Genomic DNA, 25908 nt, shown 5'->3' with positions numbered 1-25908 from the left:
ACTCCCGCCGCCCACCGGAAGTTGCTGCGTCATCTCAGCCGCTTCCTGCACGACAGCAAGGCCATCCTCGACTCCTGGAACGCCTACTCCGACGAACACACCGACCTCGACGGCTGGCCCTTTGACGAGGACGCCTACGGCCGGCGCGCCAGCGTCCGCGACGCCGCCACCGCCAATGCATTCGAGAACGTCCGCATCGGCGCGCACCATCTCCTGGCCACCGCCCAGACCCAGCTGACTCAGCTGCCTGCCGACGCGGTGCAGAGCCGCTGGGTGTGGCAGCTGGGCGTCCTGCACGACGCGCTCGACCGGCTCGACGCCCTGCACGAGAAGTGGCGGGAGACGCGCGACAGCCTCCCCGCCGACGCCCGACCGGGCACCCGGGCGTTCGATGATGCCCTCGCCGAGCACGACGCCGAATGCTGGAGCCACCTCGATGCCTGGGCCACCCACGGTCAGGCCATCGTCGAGATCAACGCCGCCGCCCGGCACGCCCCCTCACCCCTGGCCCCGCGGCCGACCACCACCGCAGCTCCCTCGACCAGCCTCGCAAGCACGGTGCGGAGGTGACCGTGCCCGAGACCGTGGATGTGGAGTTCGTCGCCCCGCGGCACCTGGCCGGCGGCGGCGATCCGGCGTGGGTCACCGTCCCTCTGCACCGCGCCTGCGGTTGGAGCTACGGCCACGACCCCCTTATGCCGCGCGTGATCCTCTCTAGTCCCGATCAGAAGGCGCTCCTGCGGCTCGAGCCCGACCCCGACGGTCAGTGGTGGACACTGACCCACGCATCCGAGCCCGACCGGCCCGCCTGGTACGCGAGCTTCGGTGCCCGCACACCGGTCGAGATCATCGCCGCCTTCACCGACGCTCTCACCGATCCCACCGCCGACCCGTCGAACGCCCGCGACCCACTGGAGCCACTTCTCCGTGCCGGCTGGTCACCGGCCTACAGCCACCATCGGTTCGCCTCCCCCGACGGCACAGCGCGCGTCGACATACATGAGACGACCGGCACCTGGTGGGTGGGCACCAGCCTCGACGACACCCGGCCCCCCGTGTGGCAGGCCCGCTTCGGCGAGCACACCCCAGGACACCTGATCACCGCGTTCAACCGTGCGCTCGCCGACACCAGGCCGCTCCTACGGCAGAGCAAGGCGCTGAGTCTGCCCGCCTACGGCACCCAGCTCATCAACCGCACTCAGCGTGAACTGCCCCTCGCTCAGGTCGCGTTGGCCCTGGAGGACCGGGTCCGCGCACTTGCCGCCCGGAACACCACAACACTTCCGTCCGCTCCAGCACCGCGACGCCCTCCGGCCGGCCCCGGTCACACCCGCTGACGAGCCGCTACCCAAACACCGGAAGCGCCCTGCCCTTGCCCTCCCCTGCCAACAACTCCTCCACCGACGGGTACGACCTTGCCTTCAAGGTTCTCCTCGGCGCTCTCGCCGTCGCCGTCCCCCTGTCCAACATCGCCTGGCTGTGCGGCAACCTCACCGCCTGGGTCACCGGCTCCGACGCCTGGGCGCCGTACCAGCCCATCGACGCCCTGCTCCACCCCGACCAGCTCTGGCCACAGTCCGGAGAAACGTCCCTGCTGATCGGCGCCCGCATCGTCCCGATCGCGGCCCTCCTCGCACTCGCCACCGTGGCCGCCGTGCTGTGGTCCCGCCACAAGAACCGCGGAGGCGGCCGGAAGAAGATCAGCGGAATGGCGAAGCCGAAGGACATCGAGCCGCTGATGGCCAAGGCGATCACCGCCAAGGCCCGCTCGTTGCGGCCAAGTCTGAAGAACGCCGAGCACATCACCGCGAACGACACGGGCATCCTCCTCGGCAACCTCCAAGGAACCCGCCACGAGGTCCGCATGGGGTACGAGGATGTCGCGGTCGCGATCATGGCCCCCCGCTCCGGCAAGACCACCTCCCTGGCGATCCCCTCCATCCTCAACGCTCCCGGCCCCGTTCTGCTCACCTCCAACAAGGCTGCCGGCGACGCCTACACGGCGACGATCGAGGCTCGGGCCAACGTCGGCCGGACCTGGTCTATGGACCCGCAGCAGATCGCGCACGCCGCCCGCGAGATGTGGTGGAACCCCCTCGCCGACGCCAAGACCCTCGAAGGCGCCGGCCGCCTGGCCGGTCACTTCCTTGCAGCAAGCGTGGACGCGAGCCAGCAGGGTGACTTCTGGTCCAAGGCCGGATCCAACATCCTGTCCCAGCTCTTCCTCGCCGCGGCCCTCGACGACCGCCCGATCACGGACGTGATGCAGTGGCTCGCCTTCCCCGCCGACCGCACCCCGCTCGACATCCTCCGGGATCAGGGCTTCACTGCCGTCGCCGCGCAGCTCAAGGGCACCGTGGAAGGCCCGCCGGAGACGAGGGACGGCATCTACGAGACGGCCCGCCAGTACGCCGCCGCGCTGCTGAACACCGAGATCGCCGCGTGGGTCACCCCGCAGAAGGACGTCCCCGAGTTCCGCCCGTCGGAGTTCGTCCGCTCCTCCGACACCCTCTACCTGCTGTCGAAGGACGGCGGCGGCGGAGCGTCAGCGTTGATCGCCGCATGTGCGGACTCCGTGATGCGGGCCGCGACCGCACAGGCCGAACGCGCGGGCGGACGGCTCGATCCGCCGATGCTCGCGATCCTCGACGAGGCCGCCAACGTCTGCAAGATCAGCGACCTGCCGGACCTGTACTCACACCTCGGCTCGCGCGGGATCATCCCGATCACCATCCTGCAGTCTTACCGCCAGGGCCAGAAAGTCTGGGGCGACGCGGGCATGGACGCCATGTGGTCCGCCTCCACTGTCAAGGTGATCGGCTCCGGCATCGATGACCCGGACTTCGCCGACAAGCTCTCCCGGCTCATCGGCGACCACGACGTCGAGACGACCTCCACCTCCACCTCCGAGTCCGGCAAGTCGACCTCGGTGTCGATGCGGCAGGAGCGGATCCTGCCCGCCGACGCGATCCGCGCCCTCCCCAAGGGCACCGCGCTCGTCTTCGCCACCGGCATGCGCGCCGCCATGCTCGACCTGCGCCCCTGGTACCTGGAGCCGGGCGCAGGCGAGTTGTCCGCCGCCTCCGCTCGCGCGTCGAAGGCCATCACCGTCCGCGCCATCGCCAAGCACGCACCCCAGCAAGGCGACTACGGCACAGCTGCCTGACCGAGCTGCCCCACAACTCTCGATCGCGCTCACCGTCCCCTGATCATCCGGAGCACCATGGCTCTCATCGACCATGCCGACGTCTTCATCGGCTCGACCGACGACGGATGGACCTTCGTCGTCCTCAACCGCCCCATCCGCAACGCCACCCGCATCCTGACCGGGGCGGGATTCACCCCCCGCGAACACCAGGGCCGCACCCTCTACCTTCTGCCGCCCGAGACTGCCGAGGACGCGCACGAGCGCGCCGGCGTCGCCGCCTACGGGCTCCTGGCCCACACTCACGACCTTGTCGACCTGGCCTGGACGACGCGCCAGCAGAGCGCGAACCCGACCGCCCAGCCCGACGTGACCATCCGCTTCACCGACCGCGTGGTCACCGCGACCGCGGCCACGGAACAGGCCGCCGCCATCCTCGCCCAGCACGGCTTCACGCCAACGGGAGCAAAGCAGCAGTACACGCTGCCGCCTGAACTCGGTGAATCCGACGCACTCAGCGCCGTTATCGGCGCCGAGGCCCACCTCCACGTCCACGGCATCAGCGTGCGCGTCGGCCTCGGCATCGCCACCCTGCACGACATCCCCCCGGCGCCTTCCCGGCCCGGCGCCGCTCCTGCACCGCCACCCACCACACAGGTCCAGCGGCGTAGCCGCTGACGATCGTTCTCTCCTCACTCGGAGCTGCACCATTCGCACGATCGACTTGCATGCAGAGATCAACCGCCTACGCCAACTCGGCAGCGACTTCGACGACTTGCACAGCGACGTCCGCTCGCTCGCCCTGACACCCGGCACCGAGACCCGCCAGCAGCTCACATCGAAGATCACGGCCACGAACGAGCTGGTCCACCGTGCCATGGAGTGCCTCGCCGCCCTCGACGGCAGCCAGTACTCCGCTATACCCGGCAGCCGCCCGGCTCTGGAGGCACTCGCCTCCGTCGTCTACTCCGCCACCGTCGCCTCCTCCGACCTGGCCGCCGTGCTCCTCGAAAACCCACTGGAAGGTGCCCCGTTCCCCGGTCCGCCGGCCGATGAAGCAGCCGTGCGCAAGGCACGGCACGCTCAGGCCATCCCCGCCATGGCGGAGCACCTCGCGGAGGCCACCCCACCAGCTCGACTTGGCCCACACCGGCTGCTATTACCTCGCCAGCGGTATCACCCGCGACCTGAAGCAGCACGCCGAACAGAATCAGGCTACGGCGGCTCCGAAGATCACGGACAGCCAATACGCCGTCCTGCCTGCGGCGAAGCAGGCCGCGGGACGCAGGCGATGACCGGTACCACCCCACCGGGCTCGCCGGCTCATTCCACGCGGCACGCAGATACCCAACCCTCCGGTCCTCTCGAACCGCCGTTCTCCATACCTGAGCTGTCGGCCATCGCACGGCGCCTGACCTGGCAGCAGCGCGCTGCCCTGCGAGTTCTCGCCCGGACGCCCAGCCGTGTCCGGCAGCGAAGCAACGGCTCGCACTTTGTGGACACACAGACCTCGTCGCACATCGCGATCACCACGTGGAACGCCCTGGAACGCAAGGGCCTGGCGTACCGCGACCGCACCGCCGACCCCGCGTCTGTCATCGGGCAGCGGCTGGCACTGACCCACAAGGGACTGGCCGTCCTCAACCACCTTTCCCGCGCCACATACCCCTCCTCGGCGACCCAACTCTGGCCACCCGCGCCGGCGCCGCATTTCACCGCACGCCCCAGCGCCCCAGACGCTCGCGCACCCCGTACCCGTCGCCGCTGACGGCCCGCGCACCTCAAGCCCGCTGCTCGGCATCCGCCCGCCTCGTCCCGTGCCCCAGCCCCGCAGGGCGGGCCCGAACCGTCGGCGCCGCCAGCGTGACGTGGACGGCGCACGGCTGCCCCCTGCTGATCCTGCCTTTCCGGAGTTCCTCTGTGCTCAATGCGCGTCCTGCCACGGAGGTGTTGTCGGTCTCCGCCGCCGACGGCACTCCCCTGTCCGCCTATCGCGACACCCCCGGCCACCCTCGGTCCGACGGCGCGACGATCGTGCTGGTGCACGGCGCGTCGGTCACCGCGGACCTATGGCGCGTCCACGCCCGGCACATGACCGGCCTCGGCTTCAGCGTCGTGCGCTACGACCAGCGCGCGCATGGCCGCAGCCCGCGCGGCGATGCACCGCTGACCATCGAGCAGCTCGCCGACGACCTGCACCAGATCCTGCGCTCCCTCGCCCCCACCGGGCCGCTGGTGCTCGCCGGTCATTCCATGGGCGCCCTCGTTCTGCAGGAACTCACCGCCCTGCACCCCCAGCTCCTGCCCCGGATCCGGGGCGTGGTGCTGCTGTCGGCCACCGCCCACGGAGCGAGCGTCTTGCCCGGCCGCGGTCCGCGTTTCCTGCTTCTGGCCGCCGGACGCGGCCTGTTCGCCTTGGTCTGCACCCACGCGCCCCGGGCCGTGGACCGGGTGCGACGCCTGCTGCCCGACACCCACCGCTACACCTTCACCCCTCACCCCAGCGCCGAACCGGCCGAGGGACCGCCGCCGTGCCGCCACGGCGTACGTCATACCCACACCGCGGATCTCGCCGCGCTCTGGCAGTCCCTGCGCCGCTACCGGGCACGGCACTTGCCCGCGCTGGAGCGCCTCGGCGGGCGGCTGCTGCTGATGGCCGGCGCGGACGACCGGCACATTCCCGCCGCCCACACCGCACAACTGGCCGAGCGCCTGACCGCCGCCCGCCTGGAGATCGTCCCCCGCACGACGCACGCCCTGCCCATCCGCCACCCCGCACTCATCAGCGCCCGCATCGCCCACCTCGCCGTCGGGCCACACCCACGCCCCCGCCTCGCCAAGGACCCGTCATTTCCGAACTCCCCGCTTTCCGAGCCATTTCACTAGGCGCCGGCATTCAATCCAGCGCCATGCTCGCCCTGTCAGCGGAAGGCATCCTCCCTGAGGTCGAATACGCCATTTTCGCCGACACAGGCTGGGAACCCAGAGCCGTCTATGCCCACCTGGACCGCCTAGAACGCGAGATAGCCAAGCCCGCAGGCATACCCGTCCTCCGCGTCTCCTCTGGGAACATCCGCAAGGACGCCCTGGACCCGGAACACCGCTTCGCCTCCATGCCCCTCTACATCCTCAACAAGGATGGCAGACCCGGGATGACCCGGCGCCAGTGCACCGGGGAATACAAAATAAAACCGATCAAGAAGAAAGTCCGGGAACTCCTCGGCTACCCCTATCCGGCACGCGTCCCCAAGGGCGTCTTCGTCGAGCAGTGGGTCGGCATTTCCACCGATGAATTCCATCGGGCCAAGGACGCCGACGTGCAGTACATGCGCAACCGGCACCCGCTCATCGACATGGGCTGGTCACGATCTGACTGCGTCCGCTACCTGACCTCGCTCGGCCTGGCCGACACCCCGAAATCGAGCTGCCTCGGGTGCCCATTCCACGGAAACGCTCAGTGGCGCCATATCCGCGACACCTCCCCCGAAGAGTGGGAGGACGTGGTGGAGTTCGACGCGGCCATCCGCAGAGGAAATGCCCGCGCCAACGCCACCGGCAACAGGCTGCTGGGCGAGGCGTTTCTCCACCGCTCCCGCGTCCCGCTCAGCGAAGCCCCGATCGATCACGTCACCGCCGCTGAATGGGCAGCGATGCAGCAGGAACTCACCGACACCGAACCAGACCTGGAGGAGCTGGAGCAGGGCGTCATCGACGGCTGTTCCCCGTGGGCCTGCCGCGGGGCAGTCGCACCCGTACAGGACGACTTCGGACTGGCTTTTTGATCCTGGATCTGTTTGCGGGACCGGGTGGATGGAGCCACGCACTCGGCGTCCTCGGCGTGCGGGATGTCGGGCTGGAATGGGATGAATGGGCCTGCAAGACCCGTGCGGCAGCAGGGCAGTTGACCCTTCGCACGGACGTGGCCCTGTATCCCGTGTGGCCGTTCCTCGGACGGACCGTCGGGCTGATCGCGAGCCCGCCCTGCCAGGCATGGTCGACGGCCGGCAAACGCCTCGGCCTGGTGGACCAGCCGCTGGTCCACCAGGCGGTCGCGGACCTCGCGGCCGGGCGGGACACCCGCGCCAAGCTGATCGCCGCCTGCCGGGACGAGCGCAGCCTGCTGGCCGCCGAACCCATGCGCTACCTGCACGCTCTTAACACGGTGGGCGAACCGGAGTGGGTCGCCATGGAGGAGGTCCCCGACGTGCTGCCGCTATGGCGGCAGTACACGGCCATCCTCCGCCGCTGGGGATTCTCCGTATGGACCGGCATCCTCAACGCCGCCGACTACGGCGTACCGCAGACCAGACGGCGGGCGATCTTGCTCGCCTCACGAGTCCGTACGGCCGAACCGCCCGCACCGACGCATGCCCAGGTCGCCGAACCCGAGTCACTGTTCGGGCCGGGCCGCGCCCGGTGGGTGGCCATGGCCGAGGCCCTCGGCTGGGGCGCCACCGACCGGCCCGTGCCCACCGTGTGCGCCGGCGGCGGACCAGGAGGCGGCCCCGAGCCCTTCCCCTCCGGCTCCCGTCAGACTCTCGCCAACGCCCGGGAGCGCGGTCTCTGGCTACCGCAACGACCCGCCGCCGACGTGGTGCTCGAACCTCAGACGCGTGGAGCAGGCTGGACATCCAGACACGGCCCCCGCGCCGCCACATCCGCAGAGGCCCCGGCCCCCACCTTCACCAGTAAGGCCACGCACTGGAAGTGGTCACTGCGCAGCAACAACCAGGCCAACGCCACCGTCCGCCGCGTGGACGAGCCCGCGGGCACGCTCTTCTTTGGGCACCGCGCGAACGAGTGCACCTGGATCGCCGAGCCCGCCGGCACCCCGCCGGAGAACGAGAGCGAGGCCGCGCCGGAGCCGATCCGGATCACGGCCCGCGAGGCCGGCGTCCTGCAGACCTTTCCCGCCGACTACCCGTGGCAGGGCAACAAAGGCCAGCAGTTCTCCCAGATCGGCAACGCCGTGCCCCCGCTGCTCGCCGGGCACCTCCTCGCCCCGCACCTACGCGTGTCCCTCAACCCCGACGACTTCACCCTTGCCGCCTGATGCCCCGCACCCCCGCCCCCGACGAGGACGACGACCTCGACGACCTGCCCGACACGCATCCGCCGCAGCCGGTGTACTACGCCGAGCAGGCCCTGCTCGGCGCCCTCCTCCTCGACCCCCACCGTCTCGCCGACGTCACCGGGATCGAGCCCGGCTCGTTCTCAAACTACGCGCACGGCGCCCTGTTCGCCGCAATCCGCGACCTCCCGGCCCCCGACCCGGTCCAGCACACGCAGGACACCACCTGGCTGAACGCAGTGCTCGCCGCCGCACGCAAGCACGCCCGCGGACTGACCGCCTCCTACCTGCACACGCTGATCCAGGTCTGCCCCTGGCCCCGCCACGCGTCCGCGTACGCGCGGATGATCGAGACCGAACACGCCCGCCGCACCCTGCGCGCCCACGCAGAACGACTGGCCCTGACCGCGAGGGACGTCACGCTCCCGCAGCCCGTCACCGCGACCCTCGCCGCCGCCGACGCTCTCGCCCGATGCGTCGATGATCTGGCCGCCCGGTTCCCCTCGCACCCCGGCTCCCTGCCCCGAACCCCCGCGCCACCGCCGGGGGACACGCACGACGGCCACGACGAGGAAGCCCTCGACGAGGAGCGGCTCCTGCTCGCGACCGCGACCGCGCATCCCACCGAAGCCGAGCAGATGCGGTGGCTGACCGTCCACGACTTCACCCAGCCCCTCCATGCCGGTCTGTGGCAGTGCCTGACCGCCCTGACCCGGCGCGGTGCCCCGGTCGACCCGGTCACCGTCCTGTGGGAGGCCCAGCAGCGGGGCCTGCTCACCACCGGCATCGAGCCGGCCCACCTGCTCGACCTCCTCGCGGGCACGGCCGGCTCTCCTCAGTACTGGGGCGAGCGCATCCTCCAACGGGCCGTCCTCTGGAGCGCACACGACGTGGGCCACCGCATCGAGGCGTTCACCGAGGATCCGGCAACAACCCCGTACCAGCTCGTCGTCGGAAGCCGCCGCGCGCTGGCTGATCTCCACGCGCTGCGCACCCGCTGGAAACACGCCAGCACGCCGACACCGACGGCCAGCCCCGCACGTACCAGGGCCTCGGCGCCACCACGAGCGGGCCCACCGCGGGCCACGGCTCCGTCCGCCTCGCGCATCTCCCGCTGACCCCGACCGCCTGTGGCCGGCCCCTGCGGCCCTGCCACAGACCGAATCGAGCAACTTTCCTTGACGACCCCCTCCACCGACGCGCACGTCCGCCTCGACACTCACCCCGCCCATCCCAGTGCTGTGACCGCCACCCTCACCGGCACGCGACACCGCACCGCCCACGCCCTCCTGACCACCTGCGGATTCGAGACCATCGACGAGCACACGCTGGTCCTCGCCCGCATCGACCACGAGGAGCCCTACTGGGCGCACAAGGCCGCCCAGGCACTGACCGCCGAAGGCATCACCGCAGAGATCACGCCCCGGCTCCGCGAAGCCATCAACGAGGAATGGACCTGGGCCAACTACCCCATGCCCCGGTGCACCCGCGCCGAGATCCGCGAAGTCTCCAACGAGGCTCAGAAGATCCACGACGACATCCGGCACGGTCGCCTCGTCATCCACGCCCACGCCGACGACAGCGGCACCACTGTCGCCATCGGCACCACTGTCGCCATCGGCACCTACCGCGACAGCAACAAGAGCGTGTACCTCCATGGCGAGAACCACCTGCGGCAGATCGCCGACACCTTCGACTCACCCGCCCAGGCCCTCGCCGCCTTCGAACCCCTCCACGGCGACACCATGCGCCCCGGCCCCGCCCCCATGACCGACACCGAACGCCAGACCGCCGAAGCCTGCACCACTCTCGGCGCACCGGCCGCCGAAGGACCCGAACAGCCCGTCCAGCGAACGGAAACCGTTCCGGCCTACGCCGCCGACCCCGGCGACCACGACGCCATCCTCGACCAGTTCCTCGCCGAGCACGACGACTGGGAGAAGTGGCGCACCTGGACCGACGACACCACCCACGCCATCCACGAATCACAAACCCTGCGGGTCGAACGCGTCCACGAGGCCGATCTCCGCGAGACTGCCTGGACCGTCGCCGCCTACGAAACCCCCGTCTCCGACCGGATGTGGCACCTCACCGTGACAGGCGCCACCCCAGCGCCCGTCCTTAAGACCCTTCTGAGCGGGCTCGCCGAAGAGGACGCCTGGGAGACCGCCATCGGCAGCCCCACCACCGAGAAGACCGTCACCGCAGCCACCCGCCCCCTCACCGACGCCGGCTGGAAGCACAGCGTAGACGGACGCTGGATCCGCTGGGAGACCCTCCAAGGCGATGCAGGCGTCCGGTTCGACGCCTTCGCCGCCCAGCACCCCCACAGCACCCTAGCCACCTGGACCCTCTGGGCCGGCCCCAGCATCGACCGTCCCACCTGGGCCATCACGGCCTCCCCCTACACACCCGCCGCGCTGCTGGCCGACCTCGCCGAGAACCTCGCCCATGGCACCGGAATGCGGACGCACACCCCCGTCAAGGTCAAGCCCACCGTGTACCTCAACACGACCCCCATGGCGCCACCTCCGACAACCACCACGGCACAGCCCAGCCGATCCCGCTGACGGGGCTTGACCGATCGCGTGTCTCCGCAGCTCAGAGGGCTGTGCAGCGGGTCCCTACGAACGGCCGCTTCCGTATGGCGGACACCCGTGAAGCTCCAACTCTGGTGATCACCCCCGGGGTGCTCCGTCCCCTACGGGTGGACTCCCGCCGTACCGGCGCGACCCATGCCGCTGCGCTGCAAGACTGTCCGTGCTAGCTCCGGGTGGACGGCAAGATGGGCAAGAGATGGCCGGCACGACAGATGACCCCTTCGGCGCTTACACCGAGGAGGCCGAGTACTTCGACGAGCTGCCCCACGGCGACCTCGACGAGTACCTGCGGCCGTTCGAGGCCGGACTGCTGATGGCGGCTGGCCGCATGCTGGCCGTCTGCGCCTACCCCGACGCCGCACGCTACGCAGACCGTCCCTTCGACCGCGGCGAGAAAGACGCTGCGGCCACGGTGCTGAACCTGCTGCCCAAAACGTGCGACGCCCAGGACCACACCTTCCGCCGGGATGTGGCGCGCGCCTTCTGGGACCTGGCCGACGACCTCGCGGCTGGGCGTGCCCCGCTACCGCGATGCCAGGCCGAGACCTGGGCCCTCAAGGTCATGCTGGACGCAGCGCCCCGGATGTGCGCCGCCAACGACGAGGAACTGACCGCACTCGGCGTGCCCATCCCCTCGGGCACGAACGAATCCTCCTACCGGGCCCCGTACTTCGAAGAGGAAGCCTGGGCGTTCGTCATCGAGAACGCGAAGTACACCATCCCCGAGGCCCAGCCGCCGGCCTCCACTGAGAAGACGGCGCACGGTGCCGAGGAGGCCAGCGCGGTTGCGGAGCCCGAAGGCGGCTGGGACGCCCCCGCCTACTGGTTCTCCCCCTACGGCATCACCCGCCCCCGGGATGCCAAGCGAGGCCACCCGGACTGGGCCGACACTCCCGATCAGAGCCCCGCGCCATCGGGGCTGCCCAGCACCGAGCGTGCCGCGCATCTCCTGGGGCTGGGCGACGACTTCGACCCTTGGCAAGCGGCAGACAGCGATGTGCTGCGCCCCCGGCTGCGGACGATGGCGGACACATTGTCTCCGCTGGCGGCCAGGCTACTGACGGTGGCCGCCGAGATGGTGGCCGAGCGCGGCTGGCATGACCTGCTCGCCCACGGTGACCGCGTCTTCGCACGGCCGGACGACGAGGAAGACAACTGGGAGCTGGAGGAGTCCTTCCTCCTCCAGCTGCCGCCGCTGTGCGACGGCCAGTCCGCCGCCTGGCGCCTGGCCATGGTGCGCGCGGTGCAGAACCTAGCCGGTGACCTTCGCTCGGGCCGGGCACCGCTGCCCACCTGCACCGCCGAGGAACTCGCGTTCCACCTGATCCTGTCCGAGGCCCAGACGGTCCTGGACTACCTCGACGACAACGATGGATACGCCCAGGCCGTGAGCCTGCCGACCGGCGACCGGTTCACCGTCCGCCACCGCACCTTCGACCACTGGAGGGAAGCCTTCCTGCAGGACGAAGACGTCCTGTTCCACTACGACGAGGCCCTCGCCGGCATCGCCGCCGACCCCGACCACCCGGCGAGCCAGCAAGCCGGTACCGGAGACCTACGCCCCCGCGCCTGGTTCGCACCCTTCGGTAACATTCGCCCCCGGACCCCTCGCCCCCTGACCGACCAAGACCGCGCACGCCTCGCCGACGCGGATCCCGACGTCTTTTTCGCCAGCACCCCGGCCCTGGCCGAAGCTCCCATCCAGTCCGCCGAGGCGGACACGGCCACCGTGCTGCCCGAAGGGCTCCGCGACGAATTCGAGCACTTCACCGGCCTGGCCCAGCGGCGCTTCTTCGACGAGCCGTGCGCCATCGCGATGGCCGCAAGCATGGACCGTCTCCTCACCTGCCTTTTCGACACCAACACCGTGGTGCCATTCGACATCTGGCCCCTCAACCCACGCGCCAGCGCCGTCAAGACGGGGCTGCTGCTCGTCGATCCCGACTTCTGCCTTCAGGGATACACCCGCACCTGGCGCTTGAGCGCCGACCGCACGGACCGCGAGGCACGCCAGTGGGCCGTCGCCTTCCTTGAGGACTGCGCCAAATACATCCTGGCCAACCACGGGCACACCGCCATGGACCGCCTTCGAGGCGGCCCGCCAGCCCCGTCCTTGGACCCCCAGCTCTACGACGCGCTCCCCGCTCGCCTGCGCGAACTCGCACGGGACCTCACCACAGCCGGTCTGCTACGCCACCGCACCCGCCACCTCGGCATGAGCAGCGCCCAGCTCGCCGAGGAAGCCATCCTCCCCGAACCCCTGGTCACCGCCTGGCTCGACGGTGCCCCCGTCACACCCTCCCAGCTCCTGCGCTGCGCTCCGGCTCTGCAGATGTCCGAGGACGTCCTACTCGAATCGCTGGACGGCAAGCGAGACACGGCGTACTGGCCACTGCCCGTTCCGCCACCAGACCAGCAAGGCCGCCCCGAGTAACAACGTGCGGCGTGGACGCGTCAGACGACCCCGCAACAGCCCTCCGCTGACTATGCTGACGCGGCGAAGGCAAATGCTGAGCTCCCTCTCGGCGCCCAAGCCTCCACAAGGCCGCACGGCGAGCGATCAGTCCCCAGGTAGTCCCCTCAAGTTTCGCTCTGATGTCCGCGGAGAGGCCACGGACACCGCCCGCCCCGGGGCACAGTGGGCAGGTGATCACTCAGTTGAGGCGCATATGGAAGCTGCGCGGCCGAACTCGGGGACGTCGCCTTGCAATTGGTGTAGCCATCCTCCTCGGGCTGATCGGCTACGCCCTCCTGCTCTGGAAGGGGCCGTGGTGGCTCGACGGTTCGCACATCCGGGAGAGGGACCTGCAGCCGGCCGACGGTGTCGTGATCACGGGCCTCCGAACGATGCTCGTTGCTCTCGGCGCTGCCGTAGTGGCGGGCCTCGGCCTGATGTACACGCATCTGAACCTTCAGCACACGCGCGATAAGGACCGGGAACAGGCCGAACTCGCCCGTGAAGGCCATGTCACGGAGCGGTATGTGGAGGCAATCAAGCTGCTCGGCTCCGACAACGAAACAGAACGACTCGGCGGCATCTACGCCCTCGAACGGATCATGAAGGACTCCGAGAAGGACCATTGGACGGTAGTCGAGGTTCTTGCATCGTTTGTGCGCAACCACTGTGAGCGCCAGGACGACACCCACATCGTTGAGGTTGACGGCGAGCACGGCACCCTCACTGTCTCGAATCCACCGACCCGAGACGGAGTAGTGGCCTTCGAGGTCCTCTGCCGTCGCCCGGACCGACCCGAGGCTCACCGCGTTGATCTGCGCAACGTGACTCTCCACGAGGTACACATCGAAGGCGGCCGACTGCAGGACTTCGACCTCTTAGAGGCCGACCTACGCAAAGCGACATTCATCGACTGCAACCTCAAATCGGCGCGGCTGAACCGGGCGGTCCTTGAGGAGGCAACTCTGGCGACGTGCAACCTGTCGAGGGTGGCCTTTGACGGAGCCTCGCTCGCGGGCGCAAGGTTCCACAACGTATCGCTGGAGAAGACGAGTCTCCGCAGCGCGCATATGGACGGGACGCGCATAGACGAAGCCTCGATGAAACAAGCAGATCTGAGCGAAGCAGAAATTGTAGATGTGCTGTTTTCCGACGTGAGCATGCACGAAGCCCGGTTTGAGGGCGCCACGATTCTCGGGAACACCGTGTTCAGGAACGCCGCAGGGTTGACACCTGAGCAATTCACCCCGGCTGCTGTCGCTCCCGGTACCGAACTCCCGGCCGCTATTGTACGCGTGCTGAATCTTCGCTCGGAGATCGAATCCATCCCTCGTCGCACCCTAGGCCACGAGGACCACTAAGGCGCGGAGCTGCCGCTCAGCCTCGTAGAGAGTTCGGACGCCGAGAGGGTTCAGCACTTCGGTTGACTCCGCCGTAGCCGCTTAGAAGCACCGGACGGGGCCGGGCTCCCGGGGGATGGCGGCAGCGCGCTCCTCATCCGCCATCCGCTGCTGGTCCCGACTCAGTGCGTCCGATCGGGCTTCGGGGGTGACAGCCCCACCAACCGTGATCGCCGCCGTACCGGGGACATGTGTGAGCGAGTACCGGACGGGAGAGCGGCTGGAACGCGACGGCAAGTGCAAGCGGGCGACACCGGGCGGCAGCTCGGCACGCAGTGCTCCGTGCCAGCGGATCCACAGCGCAGGACGTCCGCGGAGGGCCTCGTCGCGGAGCTTGTCCACGGCGGTGCTGTCGTCCTCACGATCGATCTCCACAGCAACCGGAGGGCCGTCCTTGCGAAACAGGCGGAGATCCAGGTAGGCAGACCAGGGCGGCGACCAGTAGATGCGGCACCCCCCACTCATTGGGCGAGGCGGGTCGATATAGCGCATCGGCGCCTCCCATCTACACCTCCAGCCTGACGCCGTCGCCCACTCCGCCACTGCGCGGGTGATGCACAGGGTTGCCTCCTTGCCGGTCAGGCCGGCGAAGGAGAAGCGGGTCTCGGACAGGTGCGTGTGCAAGGCCGCGGCGAGGAACTCGGACTCGCCAGCCGCCGTCGATTCGAGGGCCATCCACCGATTCTCCGCCCGAGCACTGACAACAGCCGGGCGTTGCTGCCGAACAGCGGGAACAGGCCCGGACTGAGCCCGACACGGCGTCCGCGGAAGTGCCCGCCGTCGTCATCGTGCGGAACTCGGCCAGCGGGTAGGCGATGCGATCGCTGTTAAGGGAGGGCTGCGGCGAGCTTGCGGCCGATGGCGAGCCAGTCGACGCCGACGAGCTTGAGGTCGATCGCGTCAGCGCGGCGCTTCGCTATGGCGGCACGCTGCGTCTTGGTGGGGCGGGCCACGGACCGGGACTCTGGTGTGGGCCCCCGGCGCCCCGTGCATGATCCCACTACCGGGCTATGAAGACTGTTCTTCTGCCCAGCCGTAGACGCCTGCTGCCATCGGAGCCGTCCTCCACGCCACCATGGGCCCGCTTTTCCCGTCAACGATGATCTCGTCGAATACAGCGGGAAGTACGCCAGCGGGCAAGGGCTCCACCACTTCTCGGTATAGAGGATCTGTGACGGCCAGAACCATCACGTCGGTCCGCTCGTGCATAGCCTGCCGGAAGGAGTACGAGTCCAGCAGCCGTATCGCGTCGTTCAGTTCTTGGCTCCGCCAGCCCAGCGCGGTCACCGAGTCGACCTCGAAGGGGGCCGTGGCAACCACGATTCGCAGCCTGACGAGCATGGAAGTTGGCATCATGCGGTTCGTCTCGTGCAACTGGATGGGGCCCTGAAGCAGCAGCGATCGCAGGACTGGCACCAAGGGGAAGTTGCCATCGATCAGTTCGAGCAGCGAATCCCCGCGATCCACACGATGGCGGTGCGCCTTGCCGACACCAGAAGATGCCAACACGGCATCGGTGAAGTCGTGAACCACTTGCCGAATTTGCATCTGTACGGCGTCGCTGTGAGAAGCGAATCTCTCAACGTCGAGCAGTAGGGCCCACCCTTTCGCCTGTCCTTCCTCCACCGGAATGCTGGATGCGAGCGCGGACTGCTCCGCCTCGGCAGCGCGGAGCCACAAGGCGTGTAGAGGCTCCAGCTGCTGCTCAGCCGTCAGACTCGGCGCGCGCGACGCCAGAATCTCAAGGAGTGCGTCCACTGCATGCCATTGCGGAAGCCGAGGGCCACTGAAGGCATCGTGTATGGCACTGCGCGATATCCCCGCCGCGCGCAACTCCTGGGCCATCCTCGTGAGACTCGGACGACCCGCTTGGAGGTGCAGCCGGTGTAGCGCGTCGTTGAACTCCCGGTGCTTCCGACCGGTCAGCGTCGGTTTTCGCAAAACTCCCGGTCGCCCCACAACAGCTCCCCGTCCAGTGCCGTCCAGAACCGTCCAACAGCATGGCATCTCGTCCGAGGTTGGAGGGCTTCATCCGGACACGTTCAGGGGTGGCGTCCGCCCGTCCAACGCCCTGAAGCAGGAGGTCATGCTCGACGTACCGCCCGGACGGACCGGCGGTACGCAGGAGGGCGAACGACATGCGGACAAGGAAGACAGCCCAGCGACTCGGAAGGGCAGCTCTGTTCTCGCTGATTCGTGGCGCCGCCACTGCGGCGGGTAGCGCCCTGGTGGCCGGCTGCGCGTGGTGGCTTCAGCGTCAGTAGCCGACCAAGTGAGCCGGAGTTGTCCTGGGTCTGCCCCGGCCCCAAGACTCCTGGGGCCGGTGACTATCTGAGCCGAAGGGCGAGTCCGGTTTCTGCGAGACAGCCGTCGAGCTCACTGCGACACCACGGGTTCAAAGCTCAGCAGCCATGTCGCTCACGCCCGCCATCAATTGCGGCGACCGAGGGGGCGCAACATAGCCGAGGATCGCCGGTTGGCCAAACCGGCGATCCTCCGCATCATTGATGGTCCACCGCCACTATCTGCCCGTACGTCGGAAGGCACCGCCACCACAACATCCACAGCCTCGCAGTCACGCACGCATCTGCGTCACTGCTACACAAGGCGGCTACCCCGCCGCGTAGCTAGCGCGGAAGAGGTCCACAGCCCGCTCCACGTCCCGCTCGGACCGCAACTGCACCTCCAGGTCGCCCGTACCGTGGTGGCCGAGCCCCGTCACGTCCCGGGTGAAGCCGGGAATGAGGTCGACCTCCTTGGGGTCGGCCTTGAGGTAGACGAGGAGCTTGGTCTTCTGGGGCGGGCAGACGCAGGCGAAGTTCCGCAGGCGCTGATACGCGCGGTACTGCTTGCGCTGCACCCGGCTGACGCCGTCCCCGAGGCCAAGCAACACCTCATCGACCGCCTCCGCCAGCGCCGCCAGCGCCCCACTGTGCCCGCGGACCGGCGGCAGCCCGGCCGCGCGCCGGCGAACTCGCTTGGCGGCCGGCGTGCGCCCGGTGACGGAAGCCACGGTCTCAAGACCAAGCAGGTCCTTGCCGAAGAATCGGTAGCGGACCAGGTCGATGCTGCGGCGGTGCTCGCGTACGGCGTGCACGTCGTAGCGGGTGAAGTCGCCGGCGACGCAGATCAGCCTGGGCGCACTCCACAGCACCTGGGCCGCGGTCGTGGGCCCGAGCCGGTCGCGGACCAGGTGCTGGAACTCGGCCCGGTGATCCATCAGCCAGCCGAGATAGAACAGCCCCTGGTTGATGACGCCGGAGTCCACACCGCGCTTGTACTCGACGACCACTGGAGCCCCGTTCTCGTCGAGGCCCAGCGAGTCGATCCGGCCGCCGTGGACCGGGCCAGTGCTGTACTCGCTTGCCAGGAACCGGACCCCGAGCAACTTCTCCATGTTGCCCTCGATGATGCTCTGCACATCGGCCTCGGCATCAGCAAGACGCGGCGCGACCTCCGTCACGCCGCCTTTCGTGTTGTAGAGCTTCAGGTCCGGCACCGCCCCTCCCGTGCAGCCAGTGTGGCCGACACTCAACGACAGGGGATGTCGAATTTATTTCCGGGTACTCCGCCGCATCCTGGCCAGGCCAGGCTCATTCCCCGCCGCGGACCAGATGGTCAGCCCGACGCACACAGTATGGGATGGCGCCCGCGATGCGTTGTGGACTCCATATCGACTACCCACCGCTGTTCCCGTTCCTCGTTACGCGGCGTCAAAGTCCTCGATCCTGTCGGGGTCGAGGATCGGCCTCTGCCTCTGAAGTAGAAGTACTCGCGTCATCGCCAGACGACAGGGCGAGCAGTTCGGCGAGTTGCTCCTCGCAGACGTGATGTGCGTCCTGGAGGTCCTGAGGGAGCTTGCCGTGGTGTTTCCTCTTGAGTTCCTTCGCGCGGGCAAGGCCGGCACGAACAGCGTCGCAGGCGGTGGGCCCCCGTCGCCGCATGAGGTCGTCGAGCAGCAGACGAAGGTCCACCTGGACGTTCTCGTTCTCGCGCTCGTGCACCCACTCACTCATGGCGCGCAGGTGGGGGCGATACTCGGCCTGCTGCTCGGCGGGCAGCTTCGTACCGTACAGTTTGCCCGCCGACTGCCAGACGCGTTTGGCCTCGGTGAGGTCGCCGGCCTGCCGGGCGTGGTCGAATCGCCACCGCAGCCCTGCGAGCATTCCAACAACCGCCGCCGCAGAGGCATCGAGGGGGCTCCCCGCGGGCGCGGGGGCCGCTGCGGCGGGCAGTTCGGGGCGGGGAGAGGCGTCGGGCACCTCGGCGGAGGAAGTGGCTGCGGCGGGTTCCGTTTCCGTGCTCCTCGACCGGCTGGCGCTGCTCGCGTACGCGTCGCGGATGCGGCCCGCCTCCAGCCGCCTGGCCTGATGGGCCTCGCTCTGGAGGCCCGGAACTGGGCGCCCATGGCGCTGGAGGACCGCTGGGAAGTAGGGCAGCGGCATGCCGTCGTCTGTCACGACGAGAGCCGCGTACATGAGGTCGTGGTCCCTGAGGGGCTCGTCCACACGGAACAGGATGTTGGCGCGCCGCTCGTCCGAGAGCGCGGCGAAGTCGAAGCCAGTGTTCGCCGAGAGCTCCCGCCATGTGATGTCGTCAGCTCCGTTCCTCGCTCGCGCCTTGAGGTGCTCGCGTACGGCGAGCATGAGCTGGAGTGTCGGGAGACCTGCCGGCGAGATCAGTCGGGCCGCGGCCTCGGTCCGGCTGCTTGGTTGCTGTGGCTGGAGCCGGGGGGCTGCCTGGGAGGCGGGCGAGGCCGTGACGGGGCCGTCGCCGAAGAGTTCGTAGGCGCGCCGCCGTTCCATCTCGTTGATACGGCGAACCTGGTTCGCTGGAAGGCTCGATGCCCAGCCGAGCCCGGCGAGTAGAGCGGCGAAGAAGGACGGGACCTCACCGTCCTCCGTCCTGAGGAGGGAGGACAGTACCGGCTTGTCCTGGGCGCGAGGGAAATCGAGCGCGATGAGGAGCTTGAGCCGGTGTTCCGAGGTGAAATGCTGGGGCTTCGCCTTGGCAGAGCCGACGAGCTGGGCCCATGTGATCCGGCCGTGTGTGCGGGCGGTCTGTTCCAGAGTCCGTCGGAAGGAGGCCACGATGTCTCGGTCGTCGAATCCTGGACGCGGAAGCGCGTGCGGCTCGAGCGGAAGGGTGGTGCCTGCAGGTACCGGCTGGGCTGGCTTGAGTCCGTTCCAGGCTGCCGCCTCCCGGGCGTCGAGGCGTCGCGTTTGGGCTGCGGTGAGAAGCCACGCGGGGGTGTCCATCGTGGTACTCGCGGCCGGCGCCAGGGTCACTCGCTCCCGGAGGAGATACACCCTTGAAGGGTTGGGTGGCGTTGAAGCGTGGGGAAGGACGATGCGGGCCCGGGTGACAGCCGAGCCGAGAGGCTGGATGTCCGCGTCGTAGACGGCTCCCGGTGTGCTCGTGGGCGAGTGCACGTCGGTCCTCGGCACGGCCCCGGTGAACGCCACCGTGTCATCGGCCAGCTGGAAGGAGAGCGGGGGCGTGGTGGATGCGGTCGCTTCGGCCGACCCATGCGGCACGATGCCCTGGGCGGTAGGCACCAGGCTCGGGGTGACGATGCCCTGAGAGGTCAGGGAGCACTTGTCCAGCGTGGTCCATTCGACGGTGTTGCCAGGCAGCTGGGTGCCGATCCACACCTCGCGCGTGACACCGGCGGTCCGGCACTCGACACGGATCGCATACCCGTGGGATTCCACCCGGTCATAGGCCAGCATGCTGTCCGGGCCGAAGAGCCACTCGACGCGGTCGGCGTGCCTGGCGAGGTCCTCCGCCTCCTGTCGCCACGGGTGCAACCCCAGCCGGGCCATCTGTACGCGTATGAGCTGCCGCCCGCCGGACAGCCGAAAGTCCACAGTCCCGCCCGGCCTGTCCCCGACAGTCCGGTACGAAGCCTTGGCCTGGTGGTGGTTCTGCTGGGCAAGCCACCGGGTCAGGGCTTGGCCGATGTAGAGGTGGTCGGCGCTGGACTCGCCGTTCGCGGTGCGACGGCAGTGGACGGGCGGGCGGTGGGCGAAGTGGCACTTCTTCTCGGTGTAGCGCTTGGCACTGAGCTTCTTGCCGCAGCCCCCGAGGAGGGTGCCGCAGTAGAAGTCGTCGCGAGAGCGGCCTCGCATGAAGAGGTCGAACTCATCGTGGTCATACGGAAGGAAGACGGGCGTGTCGGATCCGGCCCGCCCGATGACGGCAGTCTGGACCTTGCGGGTGTCTTCCTCGTCGGCGAATGTTGTCACGGCACGCTCCGGGGCGATGGGTCAGTGCTGCGGGTTGATCGTGGTGCGCGCTTGCAGCAAGGCTCGGCGAGTTGGGTCGTCGAGTGGCGGGGCCGGGTCGATGCGATTACGGGCCGCAGTCCCCTGGCAGAGCCTGAGCTGGCGCTGGCTGCCGTGAGCGCGTACAAGGTGTTCCACACGCGGGGGCTTTGACTCGAAGTGGTGTCGACGATCCAGACGGTGGCGACGTCACCCTCAAGTCGTCTGCATGCGTCAGTCGTTCCCGTGGTCGTGCGGCAGCACACCTTCAGCTCTCGGGATGGGAACGTAGCCGCCGTCGGCTCGAATTTTTGCGACGAGTCTCCCTAGTTCGGCCAGGGTGTCCTCGCCGAGCAGCGAAGGGTCCGCCTCGAGTATCGACGCGACGTGTTCCCCGATGCGTTGAGGGGTGAGATCGTCCGTCGCCCCCAGTTCCACCGGACCGTTCTCCCCCTCGTCCACCACCCGGGCGTTGCGCACCAGCCGTAGCTGCCCGTCGCTGTAGATCCGGGCCATCACAGCCGCGGCGAACCGCTTCCGCGCCTCAGCGCCGCTCATGGTCGTCCTCTGATCACCTGGAACGGTGACGACCTCCTTCCGTTCCTCCTCGGCCTCAACCCGGCGATCCCGCGTACGACCTAGCGCCACACTGCTCCACTTGGCCTTCACCGCCGGAAGGGCTTGTTCGTGCCACCACTTCCTGACGTGCGGCGCGGCCTTCTCCGTCAGTCTGAGGCCGACGTGGAAGAGCACATCGGCGAGGAACTCCGCGGTCTCTCGACGCTCCTGCGCTCGGGCCTCCGCCTCGTGCGGGTCGGAGTCGAGCCAATCCTGCGGGTACGCCGCCACCGGGTCCGGCTCGTTCTCCTTCTTCAAGAAGATCTCGGCTTGACCCACCTTGTTGGTGTCGGGGTCACGTGTCATGCCGCGATGAGCGCCCGCGGTCTTCCTCGACCGCGTGAAGCGCGCGTTCTTCCGGACTCTGACAATGGCCTCGTACTCGTCGTACTCGCTGCTGTCCATGCCCCCACCTTCGACCTGCAGGATGCCCTGCGTCCGCCGCCCGCACCCCCGGGAGCGACGCCCCCCGACACTGTACGTCCGGCCGCCGAACCGTCCGGCGGATCGCCAGATGTGGCCCGATGATCCGGGTTCGGAGCAGCCCCTCAGTTCGGTGACCGTCAACGGCGGGATCTTCGGACCGGGACGGCTCACACCCAACTAACGCCGAGTCGCCGACTCAGGACATTAGGGTGCGCCCATGCTCAACGACGCCACCGTTCAACGAGCCACAGCCGAACTGCTCTCCGCACCCCAGACCCTCGATCGCGCGGCCCGCGCCCTGCCCACGACCGCAGGGGTGTACGCCTGGTGGGCGCCGCCCGAGGTCCTGGACTTCTTCCCCGGACCGGTCAATAACGGCGATGCCGGACTGCGGCTGCTCTACCTGGGCAAGGCCCGCCGGCTGCGGTCCCGCGTCGCCTACAACCATCTGAGGGACTCCGGACGGTCCACCCTGCGTCGAACCCTGGCCGGACTGCTCATGCCCGCCGAGAGCTACCGCACCACGTGGACCGACCGCGTCGTCCTGATTCCCAAGGACGAACAGCGCCTTACCCACTGGATGCACCACCACCTCACCCTCACCTGGACCGAGCACCCGGACCCCGTCCCACTGGAGAAGGAACTGATCTCCCAACTGCACCCACCGCTGAACGTCGAGGGAGCGGAGCGTGGCACCTCCCGGGACCGCGTCAAGCAGGCTCGAGCCTTCTACTACGCCAGTGCCGGCCCCCGGCCGGACAAGTAGCTGGCTTTCGCTGAGCGGCCCGCAGAGACGAGGGCTGGCAAGAGGGACCGCCAGGTCATCATCCGCTGGCGTCCTGACCGAGAGACACCTCTGAGCGCCGACGGCAGCCAGACTTGCGCCGGGCGCGAGAGCGGGCAATCCGCTCCAGCCGGACGCTGCCCGGAACATACGCGCCTTCAGTACCGACCAGGTGTCGACGACGGCGTAATTCCCCACCCGGAACACTATGAAATGGGCCATGGGGACGGCGGCGCAGCAACTGCCACGACCAATGGTTTCAGATGTAGAACTTGAATTGAGGCAGCGGGGTCCGATCTGGCGGGATTTCCCGCATGATTTCTCCGACCAGGCCCGAGAACTTGATCGTGATAGGCAGGAGTCCGCCCAAAGCTGCCGAGTTCCAGTTGAGCTTGGTGAGGGCCAGTACTTCCTTCAGCAGCACCTCACGGGACGAGTCCTGACCGATGTGATCAGCCACCTGAAGGGGGGCCGGGACGTGCATACCGTGGAACTCTCTCAGCGCGGATATGTAACCCGTGGTGTAGAGGTAGTCCAGCTCTCCCAAGCTGAAGCGGGTTCCACGCAGAGGCGGGTACTTGGAGGTCGTGATGAGTCGTACCCGGCTTTGCGCCTCAAGAGCCATCAGGTCGTAGCGTCGCACCCGGGCCTCGATCGCGGAGCGGAATCCGTCGCGCTCGTCCGGCCAGTAGCGAGAAGTCTTGTGGACCACGATCCGGGCCGGGGTCTGCTTCATCACCGACTCGTACTGGTCAAGAACCAGAGCCATCAGCTTGTGGGCGCCGTCAGCCGTCAGGTGAGGTGAACGGCTTCCGGTCTTGTGAGGGTCCCACTCGAATTCGTGGCCGCGTAGAACCAGTCCTTCCCCGCGCTCGTCGAACGCCTGCACCAGGCTGGTCTGCATCGTGGCTCGTGCGGTGCCGAGCGGGCGGTAGAACCCGATTCCGACGTAACAGGTGCCGGGGGTAAGGCCGTACGGACTCCAGGGGTAGCCGCCTGCTTTGCAGTACATCGCCGTGAAGAAGTTCCACGCGATGCGGGAGGGTGGTGTCCGGTCCCTGCCGTCCAGCGTGGGCGCTCGGACGATCTGCGTGGGGAGACGGAACCTCATGGCGCTCGCCTTGAGTGCGCGGCGCAGATCGCGATGGACGGCTCCGGTCTCTTTGGTTGTGTAGTCGGCGGTTCCGCAGCGGGCGACGATCTCGTCGGACAGCGCGATCACGACGTAGTCGGGGGTGCTGTCGCGTTCCGCGAGGTGCCGCAGCTTCGTCTCGAACAGGGTCACGGCGGCGTGGAAGCGCTCCTCCTGCGATCTGATCTCCAGCACCTGGCGCAACTCCGCCTGGCCGAGTTCCTCGTCCCACGCATCGTCGAATTCCAGGGAGGAAAAGAATCCTCGGTCGGGCATCCAGCCGGGAAATTCAGGGTTGTTCTCATCTCCCGTCATGCCCTCGGCTCGGCTGTTCATCCAGGCGCGTGCTGACTCGACGAGCTCTGGGGTACCGATGAGCCCGACTCGCAGCCGTGTGGGGTGGCGGCCCGAGGCTGTCCAGGATCGTGGGCCGTAGCGTGCGATGCCCGCCTTGGGGTCGATGTGCAGGCCGTCGTCGGCGAAGCGGAGCAGGGGTTCCGGGAAGTGGGTGCTCGTGATGAGGGAGGGCGGCCCGGCGAGTGATGTGCGGGGTGGGGACGGGCGTGGCTTCATTCCACGATCACCCCTTCGTAGCCGACTTCTTCGTCCTGCTCGTGGTCCAGCTCATCGTCCTCGCTCAGGCTCTCTGCCTCGGCCCAGGTGAAGAGGTCGTCCACGTATTCGACGTTCTTGAAGGGCATGTCGTGCTCGGGAGGGATGCCCGGCCAGTGCACCTGCCCGCTGCTCAGGGATGTCGAGATGACCAGGCTCTGTCCGTCATCGAAAGGGAAGGCGATCCGCGGACTGCTCTTTCCCAGGAAGTCCCGCCAGAACTGCACCTCACCGAGAAGGTCGTGGTTGAACAGTCTGGACTTCTTCCGGGTGACCTGTCGCCCGACGTGCTTGGCGTCGATGGACTCGAAGCCATCGGATGTCACTCGCAGTTCAGGTCTGATGCTCAGACACCACTGACTGTTGCCGATGAGGAAGAAACGCAGGGAGACAGCACGATGGAGCCAGTAGTTGCGTGCTTCTCCGGTGGCCTTCTTCTTGGGCTGCCAGACCACGCTCCGCTTCGCCTTGCTGGCGTTCAACGGCCGGTACACTACCGTCCGCTCAACGCCCTCTTCCTCGGGTTCGAAGTAGTAGCGGTGATGGTCCCGATCGAGCCGCAGGCCGAGACGCCCCGTGAGCTTGTTCAGTGAGCGGTTGAGCAGCGCCACGTACCACCGAAGCTTGTCGGGATCACCCCACCACTCCCGGGAGTCGAACCGCTCGGCTGCGGACCGATCCACGAACGCAGCAAAAGGGCCGCTGTCGTCCCGCAGGTTCTGGAATGCCCACAGCCACCCTTCCCGCAGGATGAACGGCGTCATCTCCCCGGTGGACATGCTCTCCGGTCTGACATCACTTTCCCGATCCACCAGGCAGGGCGCCCCGTAGACGTGGCGTGGCATCTGCGTAACCGGCAAGACATTGCTGTACACGGTGTTGTTGACCACGGGCGGCAGCTCCGCGTCGACGTTGGGGCGCCCGCCGAGTCTGCGCTCCACCCGCCTCTCGTGATCCTCTTTCATGGCGAGAAGTCGTTCCACCGTGTACTTGGCCACCGCTCCGTCGGAATCGATCAGCTGGTGATGCTGATTGCAGAGCAAGATCAGGTTCTCGTACCGGTTGCGCTGTTCGGCCGTCAACGGCGAGTCGCCTCGGGGACCGTTCGGACTCTCCGCGACGATGTGCGCCATCTCGCCGAGCACTACGACGGGTTCCTCCGGTGTGCCTTCGGCCGTGAGGAGCAACCCGCACCCAGGAAACGCACAGATGTTGCCCGAACGCTGACTCAGCTTTCGCTGCTGCGAAACAGGTACCGCCACAAACGCCACCTCCAGATTCAGCATCCTACGAGCGACCACCGACAGAGGGCCCCGAACGCACGTCAGCTGCAGGCGCCTGCTGTGTGCCCTGAGCCCATCGCCCTGGTCGAGGCCAAACACCGGGTTACTCCAGCGGC

21 protein-coding genes are annotated in these 25908 nt (G+C 68.2%); 13 read left to right on the top strand and 8 right to left on the bottom strand.

Annotation, left to right across the window (positions count from 1 at the left end; all coding sequences use genetic code 11):
- The first annotated feature begins 21 nt into the window (after nt 1–21).
- The 12 genes from ACIQU3_RS18990 to ACIQU3_RS18935 all read left to right on the top strand — a co-directional run bounded on the left by ACIQU3_RS18990 (nt 22) and on the right by ACIQU3_RS18935 (nt 14632).
- Nucleotides 22–570 carry a hypothetical protein gene (locus ACIQU3_RS18990; protein ID WP_403926438.1) on the top strand — a complete coding sequence of 183 codons (549 nt, stop codon included), beginning with the start codon at nt 22–24 and terminating at the stop codon, nt 568–570.
- Nucleotides 567–1337, top strand: coding sequence for a DUF317 domain-containing protein (locus ACIQU3_RS18985; RefSeq protein WP_403926435.1), 771 nt, complete (start codon nt 567–569; stop codon nt 1335–1337). The genes ACIQU3_RS18990 and ACIQU3_RS18985 overlap by 4 nt, the downstream gene beginning before the upstream one ends.
- Nucleotides 1338–1372: 35 nt before the next feature.
- On the top strand, nt 1373–3166 hold the full coding sequence (locus tag ACIQU3_RS18980; RefSeq protein ID WP_403926432.1) for a type IV secretory system conjugative DNA transfer family protein: 1794 nt from the start codon (nt 1373–1375) through the stop codon (nt 3164–3166).
- A gap of 57 nt (nt 3167–3223) precedes the next feature.
- The gene (locus tag ACIQU3_RS18975) at nt 3224–3823 is read left to right on the top strand and encodes a hypothetical protein (protein WP_403926429.1); all 600 of its coding nucleotides are present in this window, start codon (nt 3224–3226) and stop codon (nt 3821–3823) included.
- A gap of 46 nt (nt 3824–3869) precedes the next feature.
- Complete coding sequence (locus ACIQU3_RS18970; RefSeq protein ID WP_403926426.1) at nt 3870–4913, top strand: hypothetical protein; 1044 nt, start codon at nt 3870–3872, stop codon at nt 4911–4913.
- Between the two features lie 179 nt (nt 4914–5092).
- On the top strand, nt 5093–6031 hold the full coding sequence (locus ACIQU3_RS18965) for an alpha/beta fold hydrolase (RefSeq protein ID WP_403926742.1): 939 nt from the start codon (nt 5093–5095) through the stop codon (nt 6029–6031).
- A 23-nt stretch (nt 6032–6054) separates the two neighbouring features.
- On the top strand, nt 6055–6927 hold the full coding sequence (locus tag ACIQU3_RS18960; RefSeq protein ID WP_403926423.1) for a hypothetical protein: 873 nt from the start codon (nt 6055–6057) through the stop codon (nt 6925–6927).
- Nucleotides 6924–8198, top strand: coding sequence for a DNA cytosine methyltransferase (locus ACIQU3_RS18955; protein ID WP_403926421.1), 1275 nt, complete (start codon nt 6924–6926; stop codon nt 8196–8198). Before ACIQU3_RS18960 ends, ACIQU3_RS18955 begins: the two co-directional genes overlap by 4 nt.
- Nucleotides 8198–9334, top strand: coding sequence for a DnaB-like helicase N-terminal domain-containing protein (locus ACIQU3_RS18950; protein ID WP_403926418.1), 1137 nt, complete (start codon nt 8198–8200; stop codon nt 9332–9334). The genes ACIQU3_RS18955 and ACIQU3_RS18950 overlap by 1 nt, the downstream gene beginning before the upstream one ends.
- 60 nt (nt 9335–9394) lie before the next feature.
- Nucleotides 9395–10786: a DUF317 domain-containing protein gene (locus ACIQU3_RS18945; protein WP_403926415.1), complete on the top strand. Its 1392-nt coding sequence runs from the start codon at nt 9395–9397 to the stop codon at nt 10784–10786.
- Nucleotides 10787–11012: 226 nt separating this feature from the next.
- Complete coding sequence (locus tag ACIQU3_RS18940; protein ID WP_403926412.1) at nt 11013–13250, top strand: hypothetical protein; 2238 nt, start codon at nt 11013–11015, stop codon at nt 13248–13250.
- A gap of 212 nt (nt 13251–13462) precedes the next feature.
- Nucleotides 13463–14632 carry a pentapeptide repeat-containing protein gene (locus ACIQU3_RS18935; RefSeq protein WP_403926409.1) on the top strand — a complete coding sequence of 390 codons (1170 nt, stop codon included), beginning with the start codon at nt 13463–13465 and terminating at the stop codon, nt 14630–14632.
- Nucleotides 14633–14713: 81 nt separating this feature from the next.
- On the opposite strand, the gene ACIQU3_RS18930 is transcribed toward ACIQU3_RS18935, so the two are convergent.
- The 6 genes from ACIQU3_RS18930 to ACIQU3_RS18905 form a co-directional block, all read right to left on the bottom strand.
- Nucleotides 14714–15346, bottom strand: a complete 633-nt coding sequence (locus ACIQU3_RS18930; RefSeq protein WP_403926406.1) for a hypothetical protein — start codon at nt 15344–15346, stop codon at nt 14714–14716.
- A gap of 152 nt (nt 15347–15498) precedes the next feature.
- Nucleotides 15499–15624, bottom strand: coding sequence for a hypothetical protein (locus ACIQU3_RS18925; protein WP_403926404.1), 126 nt, complete (start codon nt 15622–15624; stop codon nt 15499–15501).
- A gap of 55 nt (nt 15625–15679) precedes the next feature.
- On the bottom strand, nt 15680–16516 hold the full coding sequence (locus ACIQU3_RS18920) for a hypothetical protein (RefSeq protein ID WP_403926401.1): 837 nt from the start codon (nt 16514–16516) through the stop codon (nt 15680–15682).
- 766 nt (nt 16517–17282) lie between these two features.
- Complete coding sequence (locus tag ACIQU3_RS18915; protein ID WP_403926398.1) at nt 17283–18170, bottom strand: DUF5655 domain-containing protein; 888 nt, start codon at nt 18168–18170, stop codon at nt 17283–17285.
- A 214-nt stretch (nt 18171–18384) separates the two neighbouring features.
- Nucleotides 18385–20919 carry a competence protein CoiA family protein gene (locus ACIQU3_RS18910; RefSeq protein ID WP_403926396.1) on the bottom strand — a complete coding sequence of 845 codons (2535 nt, stop codon included), beginning with the start codon at nt 20917–20919 and terminating at the stop codon, nt 18385–18387.
- A 252-nt stretch (nt 20920–21171) separates the two neighbouring features.
- On the bottom strand, nt 21172–21960 hold the full coding sequence (locus tag ACIQU3_RS18905) for a hypothetical protein (protein ID WP_403926394.1): 789 nt from the start codon (nt 21958–21960) through the stop codon (nt 21172–21174).
- A 238-nt stretch (nt 21961–22198) separates the two neighbouring features.
- Between ACIQU3_RS18905 and ACIQU3_RS18900 the strand changes: the two genes are divergently transcribed.
- The gene (locus ACIQU3_RS18900; RefSeq protein WP_403926391.1) at nt 22199–22747 is read left to right on the top strand and encodes a GIY-YIG nuclease family protein; all 549 of its coding nucleotides are present in this window, start codon (nt 22199–22201) and stop codon (nt 22745–22747) included.
- Nucleotides 22748–23024: 277 nt separating this feature from the next.
- Here the strand turns inward: ACIQU3_RS18900 and ACIQU3_RS18895 are convergent, their stop codons facing one another.
- Both ACIQU3_RS18895 and ACIQU3_RS18890 read right to left on the bottom strand, forming a co-directional pair.
- Nucleotides 23025–24470: a hypothetical protein gene (locus tag ACIQU3_RS18895; RefSeq protein ID WP_403926389.1), complete on the bottom strand. Its 1446-nt coding sequence runs from the start codon at nt 24468–24470 to the stop codon at nt 23025–23027.
- Nucleotides 24467–25795 (bottom strand): hypothetical protein, encoded by a 1329-nt coding sequence (locus ACIQU3_RS18890; protein ID WP_403926387.1) that lies wholly within the window; start codon nt 25793–25795, stop codon nt 24467–24469. Before ACIQU3_RS18890 ends, ACIQU3_RS18895 begins: the two co-directional genes overlap by 4 nt.
- Nucleotides 25796–25908: the final 113 nt, after the last annotated feature.

Source organism: Streptomyces sp. NPDC101110 (assembly GCF_044759525.1).
Lineage (GTDB): Bacteria > Actinomycetota > Actinomycetes > Streptomycetales > Streptomycetaceae > Streptomyces.
Note: the sequence above shows the minus strand (reverse complement) of the source record. Positions and strands in the feature narration are given on the sequence as shown.

Excerpts from the sequence above, each read along its gene's own strand:
- ACIQU3_RS18960 (WP_403926423.1), top strand. The coding sequence starts at position 6,055 with ATGCTCGCCCTGTCAGCGGAAGGCATCCTCCCTGAGGTCGAATACGCC.
- ACIQU3_RS18905 (WP_403926394.1), bottom strand. The coding sequence starts at position 21,960 with ATGGACAGCAGCGAGTACGACGAGTACGAGGCCATTGTCAGAGTCCGG.
- ACIQU3_RS18930 (WP_403926406.1), bottom strand. The coding sequence starts at position 15,346 with ATGGCCCTCGAATCGACGGCGGCTGGCGAGTCCGAGTTCCTCGCCGCG.
- ACIQU3_RS18975 (WP_403926429.1), top strand. The coding sequence starts at position 3,224 with ATGGCTCTCATCGACCATGCCGACGTCTTCATCGGCTCGACCGACGAC.
- ACIQU3_RS18890 (WP_403926387.1), bottom strand. The coding sequence starts at position 25,795 with ATGCTGAATCTGGAGGTGGCGTTTGTGGCGGTACCTGTTTCGCAGCAG.
- ACIQU3_RS18950 (WP_403926418.1), top strand. The coding sequence starts at position 8,198 with ATGCCCCGCACCCCCGCCCCCGACGAGGACGACGACCTCGACGACCTG.
- ACIQU3_RS18920 (WP_403926401.1), bottom strand. The coding sequence starts at position 16,516 with ATGGCCCAGGAGTTGCGCGCGGCGGGGATATCGCGCAGTGCCATACAC.
- ACIQU3_RS18895 (WP_403926389.1), bottom strand. The coding sequence starts at position 24,470 with ATGAAGCCACGCCCGTCCCCACCCCGCACATCACTCGCCGGGCCGCCC.
- ACIQU3_RS18900 (WP_403926391.1), top strand. The coding sequence starts at position 22,199 with ATGCTCAACGACGCCACCGTTCAACGAGCCACAGCCGAACTGCTCTCC.
- ACIQU3_RS18940 (WP_403926412.1), top strand. The coding sequence starts at position 11,013 with ATGGCCGGCACGACAGATGACCCCTTCGGCGCTTACACCGAGGAGGCC.